Origin of the sequence: Sphingomonas ginkgonis (assembly GCF_003970925.1) — a bacterium.
GTDB lineage: Bacteria > Pseudomonadota > Alphaproteobacteria > Sphingomonadales > Sphingomonadaceae > Sphingomicrobium > Sphingomicrobium ginkgonis.
In genome coordinates this window covers 1,297,860-1,314,536 of the sequence record NZ_RWJF01000001.1, presented here as the reverse complement: position 1 = coordinate 1,314,536, position 16,677 = coordinate 1,297,860, and the positions used below count along the sequence as shown (strand labels likewise).

The 16,677-nt window shown below is 69.2% G+C and carries 21 protein-coding genes; 10 read left to right on the top strand and 11 right to left on the bottom strand.

The window, feature by feature from the left end; all coding sequences use genetic code 11:
* Positions 1–67 precede the first annotated feature (67 nt).
* Complete coding sequence (pth, locus tag HMF7854_RS06350; RefSeq protein WP_126718327.1) at positions 68–646, top strand: aminoacyl-tRNA hydrolase; 579 nt, start codon at positions 68–70, stop codon at positions 644–646.
* Entirely contained in the window at positions 646–1,233 is a 588-nt protein-coding gene (locus HMF7854_RS06345) for a TIGR02466 family protein (RefSeq protein WP_126718326.1), read from the top strand. Before pth ends, HMF7854_RS06345 begins: the two co-directional genes overlap by 1 nt.
* 7 nt (positions 1,234–1,240) lie before the next feature.
* Here HMF7854_RS06345 and HMF7854_RS06340 read toward each other — a convergent pair whose 3' ends face one another.
* The gene (locus HMF7854_RS06340; protein WP_126718325.1) at positions 1,241–2,989 is read right to left on the bottom strand and encodes a sensor domain-containing diguanylate cyclase; all 1,749 of its coding nucleotides are present in this window, start codon (positions 2,987–2,989) and stop codon (positions 1,241–1,243) included.
* A 152-nt stretch (positions 2,990–3,141) separates the two neighbouring features.
* Between HMF7854_RS06340 and ychF the strand changes: the two genes are divergently transcribed.
* Entirely contained in the window at positions 3,142–4,242 is a 1,101-nt protein-coding gene (gene ychF, locus HMF7854_RS06335; RefSeq protein ID WP_126718324.1) for a redox-regulated ATPase YchF, read from the top strand.
* Here ychF and HMF7854_RS06330 read toward each other — a convergent pair whose 3' ends face one another.
* Positions 4,243–5,856: a M20/M25/M40 family metallo-hydrolase gene (locus tag HMF7854_RS06330; protein WP_185829185.1), complete on the bottom strand. Its 1,614-nt coding sequence runs from the start codon at positions 5,854–5,856 to the stop codon at positions 4,243–4,245.
* Between the two features lie 85 nt (positions 5,857–5,941).
* On the opposite strand from HMF7854_RS06330, the gene HMF7854_RS06325 reads away from it, so the two are divergent.
* On the top strand, positions 5,942–6,394 hold the full coding sequence (locus HMF7854_RS06325) for a MaoC family dehydratase (protein ID WP_126718323.1): 453 nt from the start codon (positions 5,942–5,944) through the stop codon (positions 6,392–6,394).
* A 6-nt stretch (positions 6,395–6,400) separates the two neighbouring features.
* Here HMF7854_RS06325 and HMF7854_RS06320 read toward each other — a convergent pair whose 3' ends face one another.
* The 5 genes from HMF7854_RS06320 to petA all read right to left on the bottom strand — a co-directional run bounded on the left by HMF7854_RS06320 (position 6,401) and on the right by petA (position 10,253).
* The gene (locus tag HMF7854_RS06320; protein WP_185829184.1) at positions 6,401–6,748 is read right to left on the bottom strand and encodes a hypothetical protein; all 348 of its coding nucleotides are present in this window, start codon (positions 6,746–6,748) and stop codon (positions 6,401–6,403) included.
* A 70-nt stretch (positions 6,749–6,818) separates the two neighbouring features.
* On the bottom strand, positions 6,819–7,349 hold the full coding sequence (locus HMF7854_RS06315) for an adenine phosphoribosyltransferase (RefSeq protein ID WP_126718322.1): 531 nt from the start codon (positions 7,347–7,349) through the stop codon (positions 6,819–6,821).
* Between the two features lie 71 nt (positions 7,350–7,420).
* Positions 7,421–8,344: a cytochrome c1 gene (locus HMF7854_RS06310; RefSeq protein ID WP_126718321.1), complete on the bottom strand. Its 924-nt coding sequence runs from the start codon at positions 8,342–8,344 to the stop codon at positions 7,421–7,423.
* A 10-nt stretch (positions 8,345–8,354) separates the two neighbouring features.
* Entirely contained in the window at positions 8,355–9,659 is a 1,305-nt protein-coding gene (locus HMF7854_RS06305) for a cytochrome b (protein WP_126718320.1), read from the bottom strand.
* Positions 9,660–9,671: 12 nt separating this feature from the next.
* Entirely contained in the window at positions 9,672–10,253 is a 582-nt protein-coding gene (gene petA, locus HMF7854_RS06300) for a ubiquinol-cytochrome c reductase iron-sulfur subunit (RefSeq protein ID WP_126720095.1), read from the bottom strand.
* Positions 10,254–10,424: 171 nt separating this feature from the next.
* Here petA and HMF7854_RS06295 point away from each other — a divergent pair, with 171 nt between their 5' ends.
* The 3 genes from HMF7854_RS06295 to HMF7854_RS06285 are packed head-to-tail and all read left to right on the top strand — an operon-like array spanning position 10,425 to position 12,386.
* The gene (locus HMF7854_RS06295; RefSeq protein ID WP_126718319.1) at positions 10,425–10,877 is read left to right on the top strand and encodes a tRNA (cytidine(34)-2'-O)-methyltransferase; all 453 of its coding nucleotides are present in this window, start codon (positions 10,425–10,427) and stop codon (positions 10,875–10,877) included.
* A complete protein-coding gene (gene hemF / locus HMF7854_RS06290; protein WP_126718318.1) occupies positions 10,874–11,737 on the top strand; it encodes an oxygen-dependent coproporphyrinogen oxidase in 864 nt (287 codons plus the stop codon). The genes HMF7854_RS06295 and hemF overlap by 4 nt, the downstream gene beginning before the upstream one ends.
* Positions 11,738–11,774: 37 nt before the next feature.
* Complete coding sequence (locus HMF7854_RS06285) at positions 11,775–12,386, top strand: GNAT family N-acetyltransferase (RefSeq protein WP_126718317.1); 612 nt, start codon at positions 11,775–11,777, stop codon at positions 12,384–12,386.
* On the opposite strand, the gene HMF7854_RS06280 is transcribed toward HMF7854_RS06285, so the two are convergent.
* Positions 12,335–13,141 (bottom strand): DUF7847 domain-containing protein, encoded by an 807-nt coding sequence (locus tag HMF7854_RS06280; RefSeq protein WP_126718316.1) that lies wholly within the window; start codon positions 13,139–13,141, stop codon positions 12,335–12,337. The genes HMF7854_RS06285 and HMF7854_RS06280 overlap by 52 nt on opposite strands.
* Before the next feature lie 98 nt (positions 13,142–13,239).
* On the opposite strand from HMF7854_RS06280, the gene lipB reads away from it, so the two are divergent.
* The 3 genes from lipB to HMF7854_RS06265 all read left to right on the top strand — a co-directional run bounded on the left by lipB (position 13,240) and on the right by HMF7854_RS06265 (position 14,795).
* Positions 13,240–13,902 (top strand): lipoyl(octanoyl) transferase LipB, encoded by a 663-nt coding sequence (gene lipB, locus HMF7854_RS06275; RefSeq protein WP_126718315.1) that lies wholly within the window; start codon positions 13,240–13,242, stop codon positions 13,900–13,902.
* Between the two features lie 85 nt (positions 13,903–13,987).
* Entirely contained in the window at positions 13,988–14,272 is a 285-nt protein-coding gene (locus HMF7854_RS06270; RefSeq protein WP_126718314.1) for a hypothetical protein, read from the top strand.
* Positions 14,273–14,372: 100 nt separating this feature from the next.
* A complete protein-coding gene (locus tag HMF7854_RS06265; RefSeq protein WP_126718313.1) occupies positions 14,373–14,795 on the top strand; it encodes a hypothetical protein in 423 nt (140 codons plus the stop codon).
* Positions 14,796–14,813: 18 nt separating this feature from the next.
* Here HMF7854_RS06265 and queE read toward each other — a convergent pair whose 3' ends face one another.
* The 3 genes from queE to HMF7854_RS06250 form a co-directional block, all read right to left on the bottom strand.
* Positions 14,814–15,446 carry a 7-carboxy-7-deazaguanine synthase gene (gene queE / locus HMF7854_RS06260; protein WP_126718312.1) on the bottom strand — a complete coding sequence of 211 codons (633 nt, stop codon included), beginning with the start codon at positions 15,444–15,446 and terminating at the stop codon, positions 14,814–14,816.
* Positions 15,443–16,126, bottom strand: coding sequence for a 7-cyano-7-deazaguanine synthase QueC (gene queC / locus HMF7854_RS06255; RefSeq protein WP_126718311.1), 684 nt, complete (start codon positions 16,124–16,126; stop codon positions 15,443–15,445). The genes queE and queC overlap by 4 nt, the downstream gene beginning before the upstream one ends.
* A gap of 169 nt (positions 16,127–16,295) precedes the next feature.
* The gene (locus HMF7854_RS06250; RefSeq protein WP_126718310.1) at positions 16,296–16,667 is read right to left on the bottom strand and encodes a hypothetical protein; all 372 of its coding nucleotides are present in this window, start codon (positions 16,665–16,667) and stop codon (positions 16,296–16,298) included.
* Between the last annotated feature and the right edge of the window lie 10 nt (positions 16,668–16,677).

Here is a 16,677-nt window from a genome sequence, read left to right as displayed (position 1 = left end):
GGGGAGTCATGAGCGAAATTCCTGACGCCCCCACCCCCCGCCCCTCTTCCGGACGGGAGGGGAACTGATGCAGATCTGGGTCGGCCTCGGGAATCCCGGTACCCAATATGCGCTGCACCGCCACAACGTCGGCTTCATGGCGCTCGACGCGATCGCCGAGGTGCACCGCTTCTCCCCCTGGACCAAGAAGTTCCGCGGGCTGATCGCCGAGGGGCGGGTCGGGCGCGAAAAGGTGCTGGCGCTCAAGCCCCAGACATTCATGAACGACAGTGGCGACAGCGTTCAGGCGGCGCTGCGCTTCTACAAGCTGCCGGTCGACAGCCTCACCGTGTTCCACGACGAGCTCGACCTCGCGCCATTCAAGGTCAAGGTCCGAATCGGCGGCGGGCTCGCCGGGCACAACGGGCTGCGGTCGATCGACGCGCACCTCGGCCCCGACTTCCGCCGGGTCCGCGTCGGCATCGGCCATCCCGGGCACAAGGACAAGGTCACCCCGCACGTGCTCGGCAACTATGCCAAGCGCGAGATGGACCCGCTGGCCGACATGCTCGGCGCGATGGCGGCGGAGGCGGAGTGGCTCGCCCATGGCGACGAGGCCCGCTTCATGAGCGAGGTCGCGCGCCGCCTGCACGACGCCGACGCCTGATGCGTCAGCTGTTCGCGACGCCGCTGTACGAGGGCGCGCTCGGCGACGACGCGCTGCTGGCCGAGCTGGCGCACAGCATCCGCAGCCTCGCGGCGGACGATCGCGCCGGCCAGCGCTGGGCCAGGGAGCATCATTACCGGGGCTATACGAGCTATGCCTCGCTCGACGACCTGCCGCGCCGCGATCCCGTGATCGGCGAGCTCGCCCGCAAGCTGCAACGCCATGCCGCGGGGTTCGCCAAGGATCTCGGCTGGACGGTCAGGCCGCGCCTCGACAGCCTATGGGTCAACCTGCTCAAGGGCGGCGGCCACCATGGCGGCCACATCCACCCCCACTCGATCCTGTCGGGGACGCTCTACGTCGAGGTGCCGGCGGACGGCGGCGCGATCCGCTTCGAGGACCCGCGCCTGCCGCTGATGATGGCCGCGCCGCTGCGCTCGCCCGACGCGCCCGAGCCGCTTCAGCCGTTCGTCACGCTGGCCCCCGTGGCCGGGCAGATCCTGCTGTGGGAAAGCTGGCTCCGACACGAGGTGCTGCCGGGACGCGCCAAGGCGGACCGGCTGAGCATCAGCTTCAACTTCGCCTGAACCCCGGCTAGGCCGCCAACGACATGCGGTCGCGGCCGGACTCCTTGGCTTCGTAAAGCGCGAGGTCGGCGATCTTCAGCGCTTCGTCGACCCCGTCGCTGCCGACCGCGGCGACGCCCCCGCTGACGGTGATGGCCAGCGGCACCCCGGCCAGCTCGATCGTCGCCGCGGCGATCTCCTGACGCAGCCGCTCGCACACCAGCATGGCCTGTTCGAGCGAAGTGTCGGCAAACAGGATCGCGAACTCCTCCCCGCCCATCCGTGCGACGAAGTCGTGCTGGCGGACCATCCGCCGGGCGACCGCGGCGAAGTGGCGGAGCACCTCGTCGCCGCCGTCGTGGCCGAAGCGATCGTTGACCCGCTTGAAATGGTCGATGTCGAGCAGCGCGACGCAGTCCTGGCTTTCCTCGATCATCGCCCGCCGCTCGACCGCGAGGCGGAAGGCGCGGCGGTTGGGCAGGCCGGTCAGCGCATCGGTGCTGGCGGCACGGGCGAGGAAGCGCTCGGTCTCCTTGCGGCTGCTGATATCGCGGACGATGTTCATCGTGCCGTCGGAGCGGCCGTCCTCGTCGACGATGGCGCGGCTGCGGGTCTCGAACCAGCGCCGCTCCCCGGCGCGGGTCAACGCTTCATATTCGAAGCTGCGGGTGAGGCTGGGCTGGGCCAGCGTCAGCCGATGCTCCTCCATCGCCATCGCGTGATACTCGGGCGCGATCACCGCAAGCGCGTTGCAGCCGACCAGCTCCTCCGGGGCGTAGCCGCCGAGCTGCCAGATGCTCGGGCTGACGTAATGGACGATGCCGTCCGCATCGATGTGCATCAGGATGTCGGTCGAATGATCGGCGAGCAGCCGGTAGCGTTCCTCGCTGACCCTCAGCTCGCGGTGGAGGCGCGAGCGGTTCTGGAGGTCGGCCGCGACCGGCCAGATGGTGAGCACCGTCGCGGCGAGATAAAATTGGAAGAACTGCAGCCGCATCCCGGTGCCGCTCGTCATCAGCTGGACCGGACCATAGCCCGCCAGCGTCAGCCCGCCGCCGACCAGCGCGAGCATCATGGTCGCGGTCACCGCGCCGCTGCGGCCGAGCCGGAAGGTGATGAGGATCAAGGGCAGCACCGGCAGGAACAGCAGGGGAAAGCGGGTCTGGAGGAAGCAGCCGGTGGTGGTCGCCAGCGACAGGCCGAGGAGCAGCAGGGTCTCGCGCGCGGACCTTCCCTTCCGGTGCGTCCGCAGCCGCGCGAACTTGCCCTGCAGCAGGAGGATGAAGATGGGAGCGAAGGTGAGGTTGCCGAGCGCGTGGCCGGTGAACCAGTGGACGAAGGTCGCGACCGGCGGGTTGCCGAGCGCGAGACCGACCGTCATCGCGATCGGCGCGCTGACCAGCGGGGCGGTGATCGCGACGGTAGAGGCGAAGCGGCCGAACCAGGCGAGGGAGTGGAGCGGCGACTGGCGCACCTGTTGCCGGAGCCAATGGGCGGCGGCATAGGCCTCCAGCATGTTAGCCGCGGCCATCACCGGTGCCGCCTTCCAGCCGAACCCCCACAGCGAGGTCGCGGCCAGGCTGGCGAACCCGGCCACCGCCAGCTGGCGGCTCCAGGCGCGGCGGCTGACGACGCTCATCTCGGCGATGAGGTAGGAGGTGGCGAGCCAGAGGAAGGCGACGCCCCCGTCGTAGCGGGTCAGCCGGACCGCCAGCGCGGCGAGCAGGAAATAGACGATGCCGAGGCGGGCAAGGGTAAGCGGACGCACGCTGGACATGCCCCCGCCCTAACCGACAGTCGTCACCGCCAAGTTAGGAAGCGCCGCCGATACGGTGGCATCCTCCACCGCTGTGGCGCTGGCGTCCCGCGCTGGCAATCGCGCCACGCTGCCGCTAAGGCGCCGCAACTCCCGAAAACATAGGACCAGACATGGGTTTCCGCTGCGGCATCGTCGGCCTGCCGAACGTCGGCAAATCGACGCTCTTCAACGCGCTCACCGAGACGCAGGCGGCGCAGGCCGCCAACTATCCCTTCTGCACCATCGAGCCCAATGTCGGGCAGGTCGCGGTGCCGGACCCGCGGCTCGACAAGCTTGCCGGGATCGCCAAGTCGGCCAAGATCATCCCCACCCAGCTCGCCTTCGTCGACATCGCCGGCTTGGTCCGTGGCGCGTCCAAGGGCGAGGGCCTGGGCAACCAGTTCCTCGGCAACATCCGCGAGGTGGACGCGATCGTCCATGTCCTGCGCTGCTTCGAGAACGACGACATCCAGCATGTCGAGAACCGGATCGACCCGATCGCCGACGCCGAGGTGGTCGAGACCGAGCTGCTGCTGTCGGACCTCGAGAGCCTCGAGCGCCGCGTGCCCAACCTCGTCAAGCGCGGGCAGCAGGGCGACAAGGAATCGAAGATCGCCGCCGCGGTGCTCGGCCAGGCGCTCGAGCTGCTGCGCGACGGCAAGCCCGCGCGCCTCACCCAGCCCAAGGACGAGGAAGAGGCGCGGCTGTTCGCGCAGGCGCAGCTGATCACCGCCAAGCCGGTCCTCTACGTCTGCAACGTCAACGAGGAGGACGCGGCGAACGGCAACGAGCAGTCGCAGCGCGTGTTCGACAAGGCCAAGGCCGAGAACGCCAACGCGGTCGTGGTGTCCGCCGCGATCGAGAGCGAGCTCGTCGCGATGGACATGGACGAGCGGCTGATGTTCCTGTCCGAAATGGGGCTGCAGGAAACCGGCCTCGCCCGGGTGATCCGCGCCGGCTACGACCTCCTCCATCTCCTCACCTTCTTCACCGTCGGCCCCAAAGAAGCGCGGGCCTGGACGGTCGAGAAGGGTTCGAAGGCGCCGCAGGCGGCCGGCGCCATCCACTCCGACTTCGAGCGCGGCTTCATCCGGGCCGAGACGATCGCCTACGACGACTATGTCGCGCTCGGCGGCGAAGCCGGCGCGCGCGACGCGGGCAAGCTCCGCCAGGAAGGCAAGGAGTATGAAGTGAAGGACGGCGACGTCCTCCACTTCAAGTTCAACGTCTGATCAGAGCTTGTCCGGGTCCGCGTAGGCGAACGGGTCGGTGGCGGTTGGCTGGGTGGGAAGCGGTGGGCGGGGGAGTTCCTTGTCGTTGTTCGCCGCGGCCAGCAGCATGCCCGCCATCACCACCGCCGCCTGCCGCATGTCGTCGCCGCGGACATGGTCGAGCGTGTCGACGTTGGAGTGGTGGACCCGGCTTTCATAGTCGAGCGGGTCCTGGATGAACTGGAAGCCCTGCAGGCCGATTGCCTGGAGGAAGACATGGTCGGTCCCGCCGGTCTTGCCGGCGACGATGCGGTCGGCGCCGAGCGCGTTGTAGGGCGCCATCCACTCGCGCAGCAGCGGCGCCGCGGCCGAGTTGTTCTCGGCATAGATGCCGCGGAACTTGCCCGAGCCATTGTCCATGTTGAAATAGGCCTTGAGCTGGTCGTAGCCGGGCTTCTTCTGGATGGGAAAGCGCGTGCCCCAGGTGAAGTAGGCGGTGAGCCCGTCCATTCCCGCCGGGATCGGCCGCGAGGCGAGGTGCTGCTCGATATAGGCGCGGCTGCCGAGGAGCCCCTGCTCCTCGCCTTCCCATAGCGCGAAACGGATCGTGCGTTTCGGGCGGACGCCGAGCTGGCGAAGGATCCGCGCCGCTTCCAGCACGACCGCGCTGCCAGCGCCGTTGTCGGCCGCGCCGTCGCCAGCGACCCAGCTATCGAAGTGCGCGCCGGCCATGACGTAGCCGGCCTTCGGATCGCTTCCGGGCAGGTCGGCGATGATGTTGTTGGCCATCCGGCTGGTGTCGTCGAAGCGGGCGTCGCTCATCAGTTCGACGGTCGGTGCCGGACCCGTCTTGGCCAGCCGCGCCAGCCGGCGGTAATCCTCGGCGGTCAACTCGAAGCCGGGCAGCGAGGGCGACTGGCCGGCGAGATAGCTGTAGCCCTCCCCGCTCACCAGCCCGCCGTCGCGGTAGCTCTTGCGGACCCAGGCGAGCGCGCCCTCGCCGCGGAGGAACTCGTCGAGCTGCTTGGCGAACTGGAAGCGCTTCATCCGCCGGTCGAGCGTCTCCGGATCGTAGGTCGGCAGCTCGTAGCGGTCCTCCTCCGCGATGTCCTTGTCGGAGAAGCGCTGGAAGACGGGGTTCTTGTCCTCGGCCACGGCGCTGCCGGGGAGGCTGACCAGCACGATCCTGCCCGCGAGCTTGCCGCGCCAGGCGGCGAAATGCTCGACCTTGCTGATCGGTGCGACGATGATCGGCGCGCGGAGCGCCGCGCCGTTGGTCCCCGGAGTCCAGGCGATCGGAATGACCGTCATCCGCACCCGGCGCGGCGCGACCATGGTCGCGCTGGCATTGTCGAAGCTCCACCCGCGGCCGAACTCCCACGGCTCGCGATGGACGTTGGCGAGGCCGTAGCCCTGGAACTTGGCGAGCGCCCAGTCCTCCGCCTTGCGGATGTTGGAGGAGGCGGTCAGCCGCGGGCCGATGCCATCCATCAGCTCGCTCGCGGTCAGCATAACCCGGCTGCGGTTCAGCCCCTCGTCGATGATCCGGCTGGCGTCGCTGCTCTGCGCCAGCGCCGGCACCGCGAAGGAAAGGCCAGCCGCCGACGCGACCAGCAGAAACGACATTCGAACCATCGGATCCCCCCTTGTGAAAATGCCGCGCGCAGGCGAGCACGGCGGCGGACGGACGGCAAGGCTCGTTCGACGAAGGAACCGGCGGATGATCTATTTCGAAGACCTCGAGCCCGGCACCCGCCGCGTGTTCGGCTCCTATGCGGTGACGCGGGAGGAGGTGCTCGAGTTCGCCCGCCAATATGATCCCCAGCCCTTCCACTTGTCCGACGAGGCGGCGGCGGCGACCCATTTCGGACGGCTCGCGGCAAGCGGCTGGCACAGCTGCGCGATGACCATGGCGGTCATGGTGCGGGCGATGAAGGAGCATCCGGTCGCCTCGCTGGGCTCGCCCGGGATCGACGAGCTGCGCTGGCTGAAGCCGGTCCATCCCGGCGACACGATCACCGTGGCGGGGACGATCATCGACAAGACGGCGTCGCGGTCGCGGCCGGACCTCGGCAGCTACCGGACCGCCACCTCGGTCACCAACCAGGACGGGGTGGAGGTGCTTCGCTTCACCTCCATCGTCCTGATCAAGCGGCGCTCGGCGCCGGAGTGAGCCGGGCTAGCGGCGGCGGCCGTGATAGCCGCGCATGCCCGACCAGTTCTCCCCGGTGACGGGGGAACGGCCCATCTGGTGCCAGCGCTGGGTACGGTCGCCCCAGTAGCGCTGCTGGTCGCCGTTCCAGGCGTGGCGGTGGCGCCCGCGATCATAGACGTAGGCACCGACGCCGGGGTAATAATAGTCGCCGTACCAGCCGTACGGGGCATAGTCGTAGCCGGCGCCGTAATAGTCGCCACCGCCGATGCCGAGGCCGAAGCCTCCGCCATAGCCATAGCTGTCGTAGGCACAGCCACCGAGCGTGGCGGCGGCGAGGGCGAGGGCGCCCGTGGCGAGGATCGGGTTACGCATGAACAATCTCCCACTCCCCTGCCCGGTATGAACGAAGGGGAGGAGTGCGCCGTTCCGACGGCTCCCTTGGTCAGTGGCCGGGAAAGGTCATCAGCGCCTCGACGGCGATCCCCTCGGCGCGCAGCCGGTCGCCGCCGCCGAGATCCGGCAGGTCGATGAGGAAGCGGGCGCCGCCCACTGCCGCGCCTGCCCGCCGTACCAGCCGGGCCGCCGCCAGCGCGGTCCCGCCCGTCGCCAGCAAGTCGTCGACGACCAGCACCCGGGCGCCGGGCGCGCAGGCGTCGACGTGCATCGCCAGCCGGTCCGTCCCATATTCGAGCGCATAGTCTTCGGCGATCGTCTCGCCCGGCAGCTTGCCGTCCTTGCGGATGAGCAGCAGCCCGCAGCCGAGCGCCACAGCGAGCGCCGCCCCGAGGGTAAAGCCGCGCGCCTCGATCCCGGCGACAAGGTCGGGCCGCGTGGGGACCGAGGCCGCCATCCGCTCGACGCTCTGCCTGAGCCCCCACGGGTCGAGCAGCAGGGTGGTGACGTCGCGGAACAGGATGCCGGGGCGGGGGTGATCCGGGATGGTCCGCACCAGCGCCTTCAGGTCGTCGTTCATCCGCTTCTCCAACGAAGAAGGGGCCCGCGTCGCCGCGAGCCCCTCCCCTTCAAGCCGTCACGGGCCGCCGGTCAGCCGGCGATGCCGTGCTCGGCCTTCTGCTTGTCCATCGTCGCGCGATGCTCGGGGTCCAGCGGACCCTTGGCCTGCACCTTGCGCTTCGCCTCGGCCCAGATGGTCCGGTAGGCGAAATAGGCGAAGACGGTGCCGAACAGCAGGAAGACGATCGCGGCGAGACCGGCGCGGTGACGGTTCTCGAGCTTGGGCTCCGCGGTCCACACCAGGAACGCCGAGACGTCCTTCGCCATTTGGTCGACGGTCGGCTTGGTGCCATCCTTATACTCGACCTGCCCGTCGCTGGTCAGCGGCGGCGGCATGGCGATGTTGAGGTTGGCGAAGTAGGGATTGTAGTGGAGCCCGGTTGGGGTCTTCACTTCCGGATACTTGCGGACCAGGTCCGGGGTCTGCGCCGCATAGCCGGTGATCAGCGAGTGGACGTAGGGCGCTCCGCCCTCGCGGGCCTTGGTGATCAGCGACAGGTCAGGCGGAAGTGCATTGTTGTTCGCCGCGCGCGCCGCCGTCTCGTTCGCGAAGGGCGACGGGAAATGGTCGGACGCAAGCGCCTTGCGGGTCGAGGCCTCGCCGGTGTCCGGATTGACGGTCGGGACCTCGGTCTTCCAGTCGGACGCGATCTTCTTGATCTCGGCCGGGGTGTAGCCGAGCTGCGCGAGATCGTAGAAGGCGACGTACTTCAGGCTGTGGCAGGCCGAGCAGACCTCCGAATAGACCTGGAAGCCGCGCTGCAGCTGGGCCCGGTCGAACCGCCCGAACGGACCGTCCGAAGCGAGGCTGAGCGGGCGCGGCTCCTTGTGCAGCTGCTCGGTCGCCGACTCCGGGGTCGGGTTCGCGATGGCGTCCTTGACGTTCGACCAGAGCGACAGGAGCAGGGCCAGGACGAAGCCGAAGCCGACGAGATATCCAATCTTGCGGACCATCGGTCCCCCCTTATTCGGCAGCCGCGGGCGCGCTCTTGGCGAGCCCGTACGGAGCGCTCTCTTCTTCCTCGCCGTGCAGCACCGACGCCGTGATCGAGGTCGGCAGCGGCAGCGGCTTCTCGAACTTGGAGACGAGCGGCAGGATGATGAGGAAGTGCGCAAAATAGTAAGCGGCGGCGATCTGGCCGATGATGATCCGCGCGGTGGTCGGGGCCGAGCCGCCGATCCAGCCGAGCACCAGCACGTCGACCACCAGCAGCCAGAAGAAGCGCTTGTAGACCGGACGGTAGCTGGTCGAGCGGACCGGCGAGCGGTCGATCCAGGTCAGGAAGAAGAGCAACAGGATCGAGCTGAACATCGCCAGCACGCCCCACAGCTTGGCCGGCAGGATGAAGTCGAAGGTGAAGCTCTTCAGGATCGCGTAGAAGGGCCAGAAATACCATTCGGGAACGATATGCGCCGGGGTCGCCAGCGGGTTCGCCTCGATATAATTGTCCGAGTGGCCGAAATAATTGGGCAAGTAGAAGAGCACGGTCGCGAAGACGAGCAGCGCGACCCCGACCCCGAAGCCGTCCTTGGCCGTGTAGAAGGGGTGGAAGGGCAGCGTGTCCTTCTCGTCCTTGACATCGACACCGGTCGGGTTGCCCGACCCCGGGATGTGCAGCGCCCAGATGTGCAGCACGACCACGCCGGCGATCACGAACGGCAGAAGGTAGTGAAGCGAGAAGAAGCGCGAGAGCGCGGCCTGGTCCGGCGCATAGCCGCCGAGCAGCCAGACGCGGATCGACTCGCCGACCACCGGAATGGCGGAGAAGAAGCCGGTGATGACCTGCGCGCCCCAGTAGCTCATCTGCCCCCAGGGGAGGACGTAGCCCATGAAGCCGGTGGCCATCATCAGCAGGTAGATGACCACGCCGAGCATCCACACCAGCTCGCGCGGGGCCTTGTACGAGCCGTAGTAGAGCCCGCGGAAGATGTGGATGTAGATGACCGCGAAGAAGAAGCTGGCGCCGTTGGCGTGCGCGTAGCGGATGAACCAGCCGCCATTGACGTCGCGCATGATCCGCTCGACGCTCTCGAACGCGCCGCCGGCATAGCTGTAATAGTGCATCGCCAGCACGATGCCGGTGACGATCTGGATCGCCAGCGCCATCCCGGCGAGCACGCCGAAGTTCCAGAAATAGTTGAGGTTGCGCGGCACCGGATAGCCGCCGCCGATCGCGCCGTAGACGAGGCGCGGGAGCGGGAGGCGGTCATCGAACCAGCGGCCGATCTCGGTCTTGGGTTCGTAGGGCTTGGCCCAGGCGAAGCTCATGTCAGTCTTTCCTCAGCCGATCTTGACCACGGTGGGCGACGAGAATTCGTAGGGCGGCACGACCAGGTTCTTGGGGGCCGGGCCTTTGCGGATGCGGGCGGCGGTGTCGTACTGCGAGCCGTGGCAGGGGCAGAAATAGCCGCCGAACTCGCCGCGGTTCTCGCCCTCGCCGGTGCCGAGCGGGATGCAGCCGAGGTGAGTGCAGACGCCCAGCGTGATCAGCCAGTTAGTGTGGCCGGGCTTGGTCCGCTGCGCGAGCGTCTCGGGATCGCGCAATTCGCTGAGCGGGACCGCATTGGCCTCCGCAATCTCCTTCGGCTGCAGGTTGCGAACGAAGATCGGCTGCTTGCGCCAGCTGGTCTTGATCGCCTGCCCCGGCAGGATCTTGGAGATGTCGACGTCGACGGACGCCTGCGCCAGCACGTCGGCCGACGGAGACATCTGGCTGATCAGCGGGAGCGCCACCGCGACCGCGCCGACGCCGGCGAAGCTCAGCGCCGCGACATTGATAAAATCACGGCGGCGGACGCCGCCCTCACCCCCGTCGCCATCGATGATCGGTTCACCGTTGGCTTCATGTTCCAGCGTGGCCATGCTCACCCTTGTATCCGTTTGTCGCGTGTGCCCCGGATGAAGTCACATATGACGAACCGCCGGGAAGCCTTCTTCTCCGGCGGATTGGGCGGCTGATAGCGCCTCGCTACAAGCTTGCAAATGGGAATGTGTGCCTTGCCCGCGGCGAGGCGTTCGCCGTAACGGCCGGCCATGCGCCTCGCCCTGTTCGAACCCGAGATCGCCGGCAACGTCGGTGCCGTGCTGCGGCTCGGCGCCTGCTTCGGCTGCCCGGTCGAGCTGATCGAGCCGATGGGGTTCGCTTGGGACGACCGGCGGGTCCGCCGGACGGCGATGGACTATATCGATCATGTCGAGGTGCGCCGCCACGCCGGGTTCGCCGCCTTCGCCCGGGCGGTCTCGCCTGCCCGGCTGGTGCTGCTGACGACCCGGGCCGACACCTCGCTGTTCGACACCCGCTTCGAGCCCGGCGACGTGCTGCTGTTCGGCAAGGAGAGCGCGGGCGTCCCCGACGCGGTCCGCGCCGCCTGCCCGCTCGCCGCGCGGATCCCGCTGCGCCCGGCGGTGCGCAGCTTCAATCTCGCCACCTCGGCCGCGATCGCGCTGGCCGAGGCACTTCGCCAGACCGGAGGACTGCCGACATGAAGCCGCTCGACGACCAGCAGCTGCAGGCCCGCGCCTGGTTCGAGTCCCTGCGCGACCGGATCACGGCCGCGTTCGAGGCGATTGAGCGGGAGGCCGGCTCCGACGCCGCCTTCCAGTACATCCCATGGGACCGCACCGAGGAAGACGGTTCGAGCGGCGGCGGCGGCGTCCGCGGGCAGATGACGGGCAAGGTGTTCGAGAAGGTCGGGGTCAACGTCTCGACCGTCGGTGGCCGCTTCAGCCCGGAATTCGCCAAGAGCATCCCCGGCGCCGAGGAGGATCCGAGCTTCTTCGCCACCGGAATCAGCCTCGTCGCCCACATGGCCAACCCGCGCGTCCCCGCGGTGCACATGAACACGCGCTTCCTGACGACGACGAAGCGCTGGTTCGGCGGCGGCGCGGACCTCAACCCGGCGCTGCCGCGGGAGGAGGACACCGACGCCTTCCACGCCCGGCTGCGCGCCGCCTGCGCCGCGCACGACCCGACCTATTACGACCGCTTCGCCAAGTGGGCGGAGGAGTATTTCTGGATCCCCCACCGCCAGGTCGCGCGCGGGGTCGGCGGGATCTTCTACGACCGGCTGGAGTGCGCGGAACCGGGCCAGGGCCCTACCTTCGAGGAGCATTTCGCCTTCACCCGCGACGTTGGCGAAGCGTTCCTCGACGTGTTTCCGGCGATCGTCCGGCGACGCATGGCCGAGCCGTTCACCGCGGAGGAGATGGACGCGCTGCTCCGCTTCCGCGGCCGCTATGTCGAGTTCAACCTCCTCTACGACCGCGGGACGCTGTTCGGGCTGAAGACCGGCGGCAACATCGACGCGATCCTGATGAGCCTGCCGCCGCTGGCGAAATGGGCGTGACGCGGCGAGTGCGGGCCGGAACGGCGGGCGTGAGGGGATGAGCCTGGAGCCGCTTGCCGATCAGCAGCTTGCCGCGGTGGTCACCTATCTCGAGATGCGTGCGCGGCCCGTGCTCGCGGTCCCATCCTCCCCGCTGCGGCTGGAGCGGTGGGTGCGGCCCACGAGCGACGAGTACCGCCGGCTGTTCCGCCGCGTCGGGGCCCCTTGGCTCTGGTTCTCGCGGCTGGTGATGGATGAGGGTGAACTCGGCGCGATCCTCGGCTCGGACGCGGTCGAGCTGTTCCGGGTGGTGGCCGAAGACGAGGGCGAGGCGGGGCTGCTCGAGCTCGACTTTCGCGAACCGGAAAGCTGCGAGCTTGCGTTCGTCGGGCTGGTTCCCGAACTCGCCGGGCGGGGCCACGGGCGCTGGCTGCTCGCCGAGGCGGTCGAGCACGCGTGGCGGCCCGGGGTGGCGCGGGTCCATGTCCATACCTGCTCGCTCGACCATCCGGCGGCGCTCGCCGCCTATCGTCGCGCCGGCTTCATGCCGGTCCGCCGAGCGGTCGAGACCTTCGCCGACCCGCGGCTCGCCGGGGTCCTGCCGTCGGACTGCGCGCCTCAGGTGCCGCTGCTCGGCACCCCGACCTCCGGCGCGGCGAGCTGCGCGTAGATCCGCGCGATCAGCAGCACGAATAGGACGGTGATCGCGGCCTGGACCAGCGCCGCGACCAAGGCCAGCAGCAGCGCGGAAACCGACCAGGGCTCGGGCCGGCCGAGCGCCAGCACGACGACCACGCCGACCGCCGAGCTGATCGCGATGCTGGCGACCGCGGCGACGATCAGGAAGGCGACGATCAGCCCGAACAGACGGAGCGCGCGCCCCTTGGTGAGCGCCAGCGTCCGCCGCAGCGCGGCCAGCGGCCCGAGCGGCTCGCTGGTGACGACCGGGCTGAGCAGCATCAGCCGGGCCGCGACCCACACCACCAGCACCGACCAGAGGAGGAACGCGAGGGCGGCGAGCGTCTGCCCGCCGCTCGGGACGCTGTTGGGGGTCACGCCCTGGAGGGTGGCGAGAATCGGGACGAGCGGGAGCATCAGCGGCAGCGCGACGAGGAAACCGGCGCCGATCAGCGCGGGGATGCGCCGCGCGGCATGACGGATCGCCTCCCCGACGCTGGCGCCGCCGCCAAGCGCGAGGCGGGCGAGCGCGAGCTGCCCGACCATCCCGAGCAGCAGCATGAGGAGGAGCAGGGCGAAGGAGCCGGGATCGCGCTGGGCGCTGGCCATCGAGCTCGCCCCGGCGACCGAATAGACGAGGTCGGGGAGCGCGAAGAAGGCGAGCCCGACCGCGCCGTAGAGGCGTCCGTCGCTGCGCAGCCGGGCCATGCTGCCGGCCCAGGCTTCTGAAATGGACAGTGGACGCATGCTTGTTTCCCCTCGCTTCGCCGCCGTCCGTAGCGGAGCGGCGCGGCGAGTGGCAATCGGCTTGCCCGCTGCGCGCCGATCCGCCAAGCCGGCGGGCGATGAGGACGATCGCCGGCGTCGAATGGGAAGTCGCGCCCGGGCTCACCGCCTACGAGGCGGCGCTGGCCCGAATGGAGGAGCGCGCCGCGGCGATCCGGGCCGGGACCGCGGGCGAGCTGGTGTGGCTGGTCGAGCACCCGCCCCTGTTCACCGCCGGCACCAGCGCCGACCCGGCCGAGCTGTTCAACCCGATGGGCTTCCCGGTCCATGTGGCCGGGCGCGGCGGGCGCTACACCTATCATGGTCCCGGGCAGCGGGTCGGCTACCTGATGCTCGACCTCGACCGCCGCGGCCGCGACGTTCGCGCCTTCGTCGCCGCGCTCGAGGGTTGGATGATCGCCGCGCTCGGCCGGCTCGGGGTCGCCGCCCGGCAGGAACCCGGGCGGATCGGGATCTGGACCGGCGAGGGGTCGGCCGAGGCCAAGATCGGGGCGATCGGCGTGCGGGTGAAGAAGTGGGTCACGCTCCACGGCTTCGCCATCAACCTTTCCCCGGATCTCTCCCATTTCGGCGGGATCGTCCCGTGTGGGATCGCCGATTTTGGCGTGACCTCGCTGCAAGCGCTTGGGAACAGAGCCAAAATGAAAGCGTTGGACGAAGCGCTGGAACAAGAATTTCCCGAATTTCTGGGAAAAATAGGCCTGCCCAGCAAAGGTGCTTGAGGGCCGGCAAACGAGTCAGTATTGTGCAGCCCGATTTGCGACGCGGCTAAGCCACGCCAGATCATATTTATCTAGGGAGTCTTGAATGCGTGCTCTTATCCTGGTCGCTGGTGCGGCCCTGGCGGTTTCGGCTTGCAGCAGCAACGAAGCCGCGAACAACACCATGAACGTCGACACCAACATGACGACCGACATGAACACCACCACCACCGACATGAACGCCACCGACATGAACGCGACCGACATGAACGCCATGTCGAACGACGCCAACATGTCGATGAACTCGACCGACATGAACTCGTCGATGAATGCGTCGAACACCACGACCACCACGACGACGATGAACACGGCGACTAACAACGCCATGTAATCGGTGGGCGCTCCCCCTCGCGGGGAGCGTCGACGGATCGGGAGGCTGTCGGCAGGGCCGGCAGCCTCTTTCACATTCGGGCAAGTTCGGGAGAGTGGGAATGCGGGCGGTTCTGCCCTTGGGCGCGGCGGCGATCCTTCTGGCGGGCTGCCATCGCAACGCCGAGACCTCGAACGCGGTCAGCGTCGACGACAACAGCGCCGTGTCGAGCATCGGCCTGACCAACGACATGACCTCGATCGACGCCGCCGATGCCGACGCGGCGAACATGGCGGCCGATCTGCCGCCCGACGACATCCCCAATCTCGCTGCCGACCAGGCCGCCAACGCCGCCCAGGCCGCCAGCGCCGCCTCCGCCAATCGCGCCGCCAGCCGCGCCGCCGCGACCGACGAGCATCGCCCGGCCCCGCGCCGCAGCAGCCCGGCGACCGCCCCGGCCGGCGCCGGCAACAGCAGCGCGCCCGCCGATACGCTCGCGCCCCTGCCCGCCGCTCCGGCGAACCCGCCCGGCAACGCCCAGTAGGCGGCCGGCCGGCCCGGGTCAGGGCAGTCCGACCACCTTGTGCGCCTGGAGGCTGAGCCGCCAGCGCGGCCGCTCCATCACCAGCGCGATCGCCGCGTCCAGCGCCGCTGCCCGGTCCGCCCCGTCCATCGGCTGGACGAGAAAATGCGCGAAGTCCCAGCGCTCGAGCGCCTCAGGGTCGATCCCTGGCTGCGGCCAGACCAGCTTGAGCTCGTCGCCGGCCCGCTGGACGACCTCCGTTCCGGCCTTGGGGCTGACGCACAGCCAGTCGAGCCCCGCCGCCGCCGGAAGCGTTCCGTTGCTCTCCATCGCGATCCGGAAGCCGCGCGCGTGAAGCGCCTCGACCAGCCCGGAATCCAGCTGCAGCATCGGCTCGCCGCCGGTGATCACCACCAGTCGCCGCTCGGCGCCCTGGCCCCACAATCGCTCGACATGGTCGGCCAGCGTCGCGGCATCGGCGAAGCGGCCGCCGCCCTCCCCGTCCATGCCGACGAAGTCGGTATCGCAGAAGCGGCACTGCGCGCTGGCCCGGTCTTCCTCGCGCCCGCTCCACAGGTTGCAGCCGGCGAAGCGGAGGAACACCGCGCGGCTTCCGCTCTGCGCCCCCTCGCCCTGCAGCGTCAGAAAGGCTTCCTTGACCGCGTAGCTCATCGCGCCGCCGCGTAGCGCGTCGGATCGGGGAGGTCGGCGTCCTCGAACCCCTTGGCGCGCAGCCGGCAGGCGTCGCACAGGCCGCAGGCGCCGCCGTCCGGCGCCGGGTCGTAGCAGCTGTGGCTCAGCCCCGCGTCGAGCCCGAGCCGGGCGGCCTCGCGCGCAATGTCGGCCTTGGTCATGTGCTGGAGCGGCGCGTGAACGGTGAAGCGGTCGCCTTCCGCCCCGGCCTTGGTCGCGGTGTTAGCAAGCTGCTCGAAGGCGGCGATGAACTCGGGCCGGCAGTCGGGGTAACCGGAATAGTCTAGCGCGTTGACCCCGACGAACAGGTCGCGCGCGCCCGCCGCCTCGGCCCAGCCGAGCGCCAGGCTAAGAAAGATGGTGTTGCGCGCGGGGACGTAGGTGACCGGGATGCCCTCGCCGACGCCATCCTTGGGGACCGCCACGTCGCTGGTCAGCGCGGACCCGCCGAACGCGCGCAGGTCGAGCGGGAGGACGATGTGGCGGTCGGCGAGGTCGGCGGCGATCCGCCGCGCGGCGTTCAGCTCGACCCGGTGCCGCTGGTTGTAGTCGACCGTCAGCGCGAGCACCCGGAAGCCCTGCTCGCGCGCGAGGGCGGCGCAAACCATCGAGTCCAGTCCGCCCGAGAGGAGGACCACGGCGTGGCGTTCTTCTGTCATGACGGGCGCGCCTTAGTCGAAGCGGCGTCGACTCAAAAGAGAGGGCCGCCCGGCAATCTGTCGAAGCGGCCCAGGTGTCGGGCTCTTACCCGAAGGGAGGAATACGTGCTCCACGAGAAGCACGAGGAAAGCGCTAGCACAGGCTTGTTAAACAGAGCCTTAATGGATCTCAGCAGCCGCCGACCCGGCGCGCGGTCAGCGTGTAGGCGAACGGCAGGCCGCCGCTGATCCCCTGGGTCTCGAGCCGCAGCGTGCGCGGGGTGATCATCGTCACCTTGGTCTGCCCGAAGCCGCCGCCCGGGCAGGTGTAATGAATGACCTCGCCCGCCGGGGTCCGGCTGATCACCACCCGGGTACAAGGCTGGCCGCGATGCTCCCACTGGGCGAGCACCGCGATGTCGGGCACGCAGACCCGCGCCGCATTGCCGCCCGCTGCCGAGCGGCTGACTTCCCATGCGCCGCCCTCCACGCCGGGGAAGGCATGGACCGCGCCCGCGGTCAGGACGAAGGCGGCGAGCGCCGTGGCGAATCGGAGCAACATTGCTCTCAGC

Coding starts and splice junctions, on each gene's coding strand:
- pth (WP_126718327.1), top strand. CDS start 68: ATGCAGATCTGGGTCGGCCTCGGGAATCCCGGTACCCAATATGCGCTG.
- HMF7854_RS06345 (WP_126718326.1), top strand. CDS start 646: ATGCGTCAGCTGTTCGCGACGCCGCTGTACGAGGGCGCGCTCGGCGAC.
- HMF7854_RS06340 (WP_126718325.1), bottom strand. CDS start 2,989: ATGTCCAGCGTGCGTCCGCTTACCCTTGCCCGCCTCGGCATCGTCTAT.
- ychF (WP_126718324.1), top strand. CDS start 3,142: ATGGGTTTCCGCTGCGGCATCGTCGGCCTGCCGAACGTCGGCAAATCG.
- HMF7854_RS06330 (WP_185829185.1), bottom strand. CDS start 5,856: ATGGTTCGAATGTCGTTTCTGCTGGTCGCGTCGGCGGCTGGCCTTTCC.
- HMF7854_RS06325 (WP_126718323.1), top strand. CDS start 5,942: ATGATCTATTTCGAAGACCTCGAGCCCGGCACCCGCCGCGTGTTCGGC.
- HMF7854_RS06320 (WP_185829184.1), bottom strand. CDS start 6,748: ATGCGTAACCCGATCCTCGCCACGGGCGCCCTCGCCCTCGCCGCCGCC.
- HMF7854_RS06315 (WP_126718322.1), bottom strand. CDS start 7,349: ATGAACGACGACCTGAAGGCGCTGGTGCGGACCATCCCGGATCACCCC.
- HMF7854_RS06310 (WP_126718321.1), bottom strand. CDS start 8,344: ATGGTCCGCAAGATTGGATATCTCGTCGGCTTCGGCTTCGTCCTGGCC.
- HMF7854_RS06305 (WP_126718320.1), bottom strand. CDS start 9,659: ATGAGCTTCGCCTGGGCCAAGCCCTACGAACCCAAGACCGAGATCGGC.
- petA (WP_126720095.1), bottom strand. CDS start 10,253: ATGGCCACGCTGGAACATGAAGCCAACGGTGAACCGATCATCGATGGC.
- HMF7854_RS06295 (WP_126718319.1), top strand. CDS start 10,425: ATGCGCCTCGCCCTGTTCGAACCCGAGATCGCCGGCAACGTCGGTGCC.
- hemF (WP_126718318.1), top strand. CDS start 10,874: ATGAAGCCGCTCGACGACCAGCAGCTGCAGGCCCGCGCCTGGTTCGAG.
- HMF7854_RS06285 (WP_126718317.1), top strand. CDS start 11,775: ATGAGCCTGGAGCCGCTTGCCGATCAGCAGCTTGCCGCGGTGGTCACC.
- HMF7854_RS06280 (WP_126718316.1), bottom strand. CDS start 13,141: ATGCGTCCACTGTCCATTTCAGAAGCCTGGGCCGGCAGCATGGCCCGG.
- lipB (WP_126718315.1), top strand. CDS start 13,240: ATGAGGACGATCGCCGGCGTCGAATGGGAAGTCGCGCCCGGGCTCACC.
- HMF7854_RS06270 (WP_126718314.1), top strand. CDS start 13,988: ATGCGTGCTCTTATCCTGGTCGCTGGTGCGGCCCTGGCGGTTTCGGCT.
- HMF7854_RS06265 (WP_126718313.1), top strand. CDS start 14,373: ATGCGGGCGGTTCTGCCCTTGGGCGCGGCGGCGATCCTTCTGGCGGGC.
- queE (WP_126718312.1), bottom strand. CDS start 15,446: ATGAGCTACGCGGTCAAGGAAGCCTTTCTGACGCTGCAGGGCGAGGGG.
- queC (WP_126718311.1), bottom strand. CDS start 16,126: ATGACAGAAGAACGCCACGCCGTGGTCCTCCTCTCGGGCGGACTGGAC.
- HMF7854_RS06250 (WP_126718310.1), bottom strand. CDS start 16,667: ATGTTGCTCCGATTCGCCACGGCGCTCGCCGCCTTCGTCCTGACCGCG.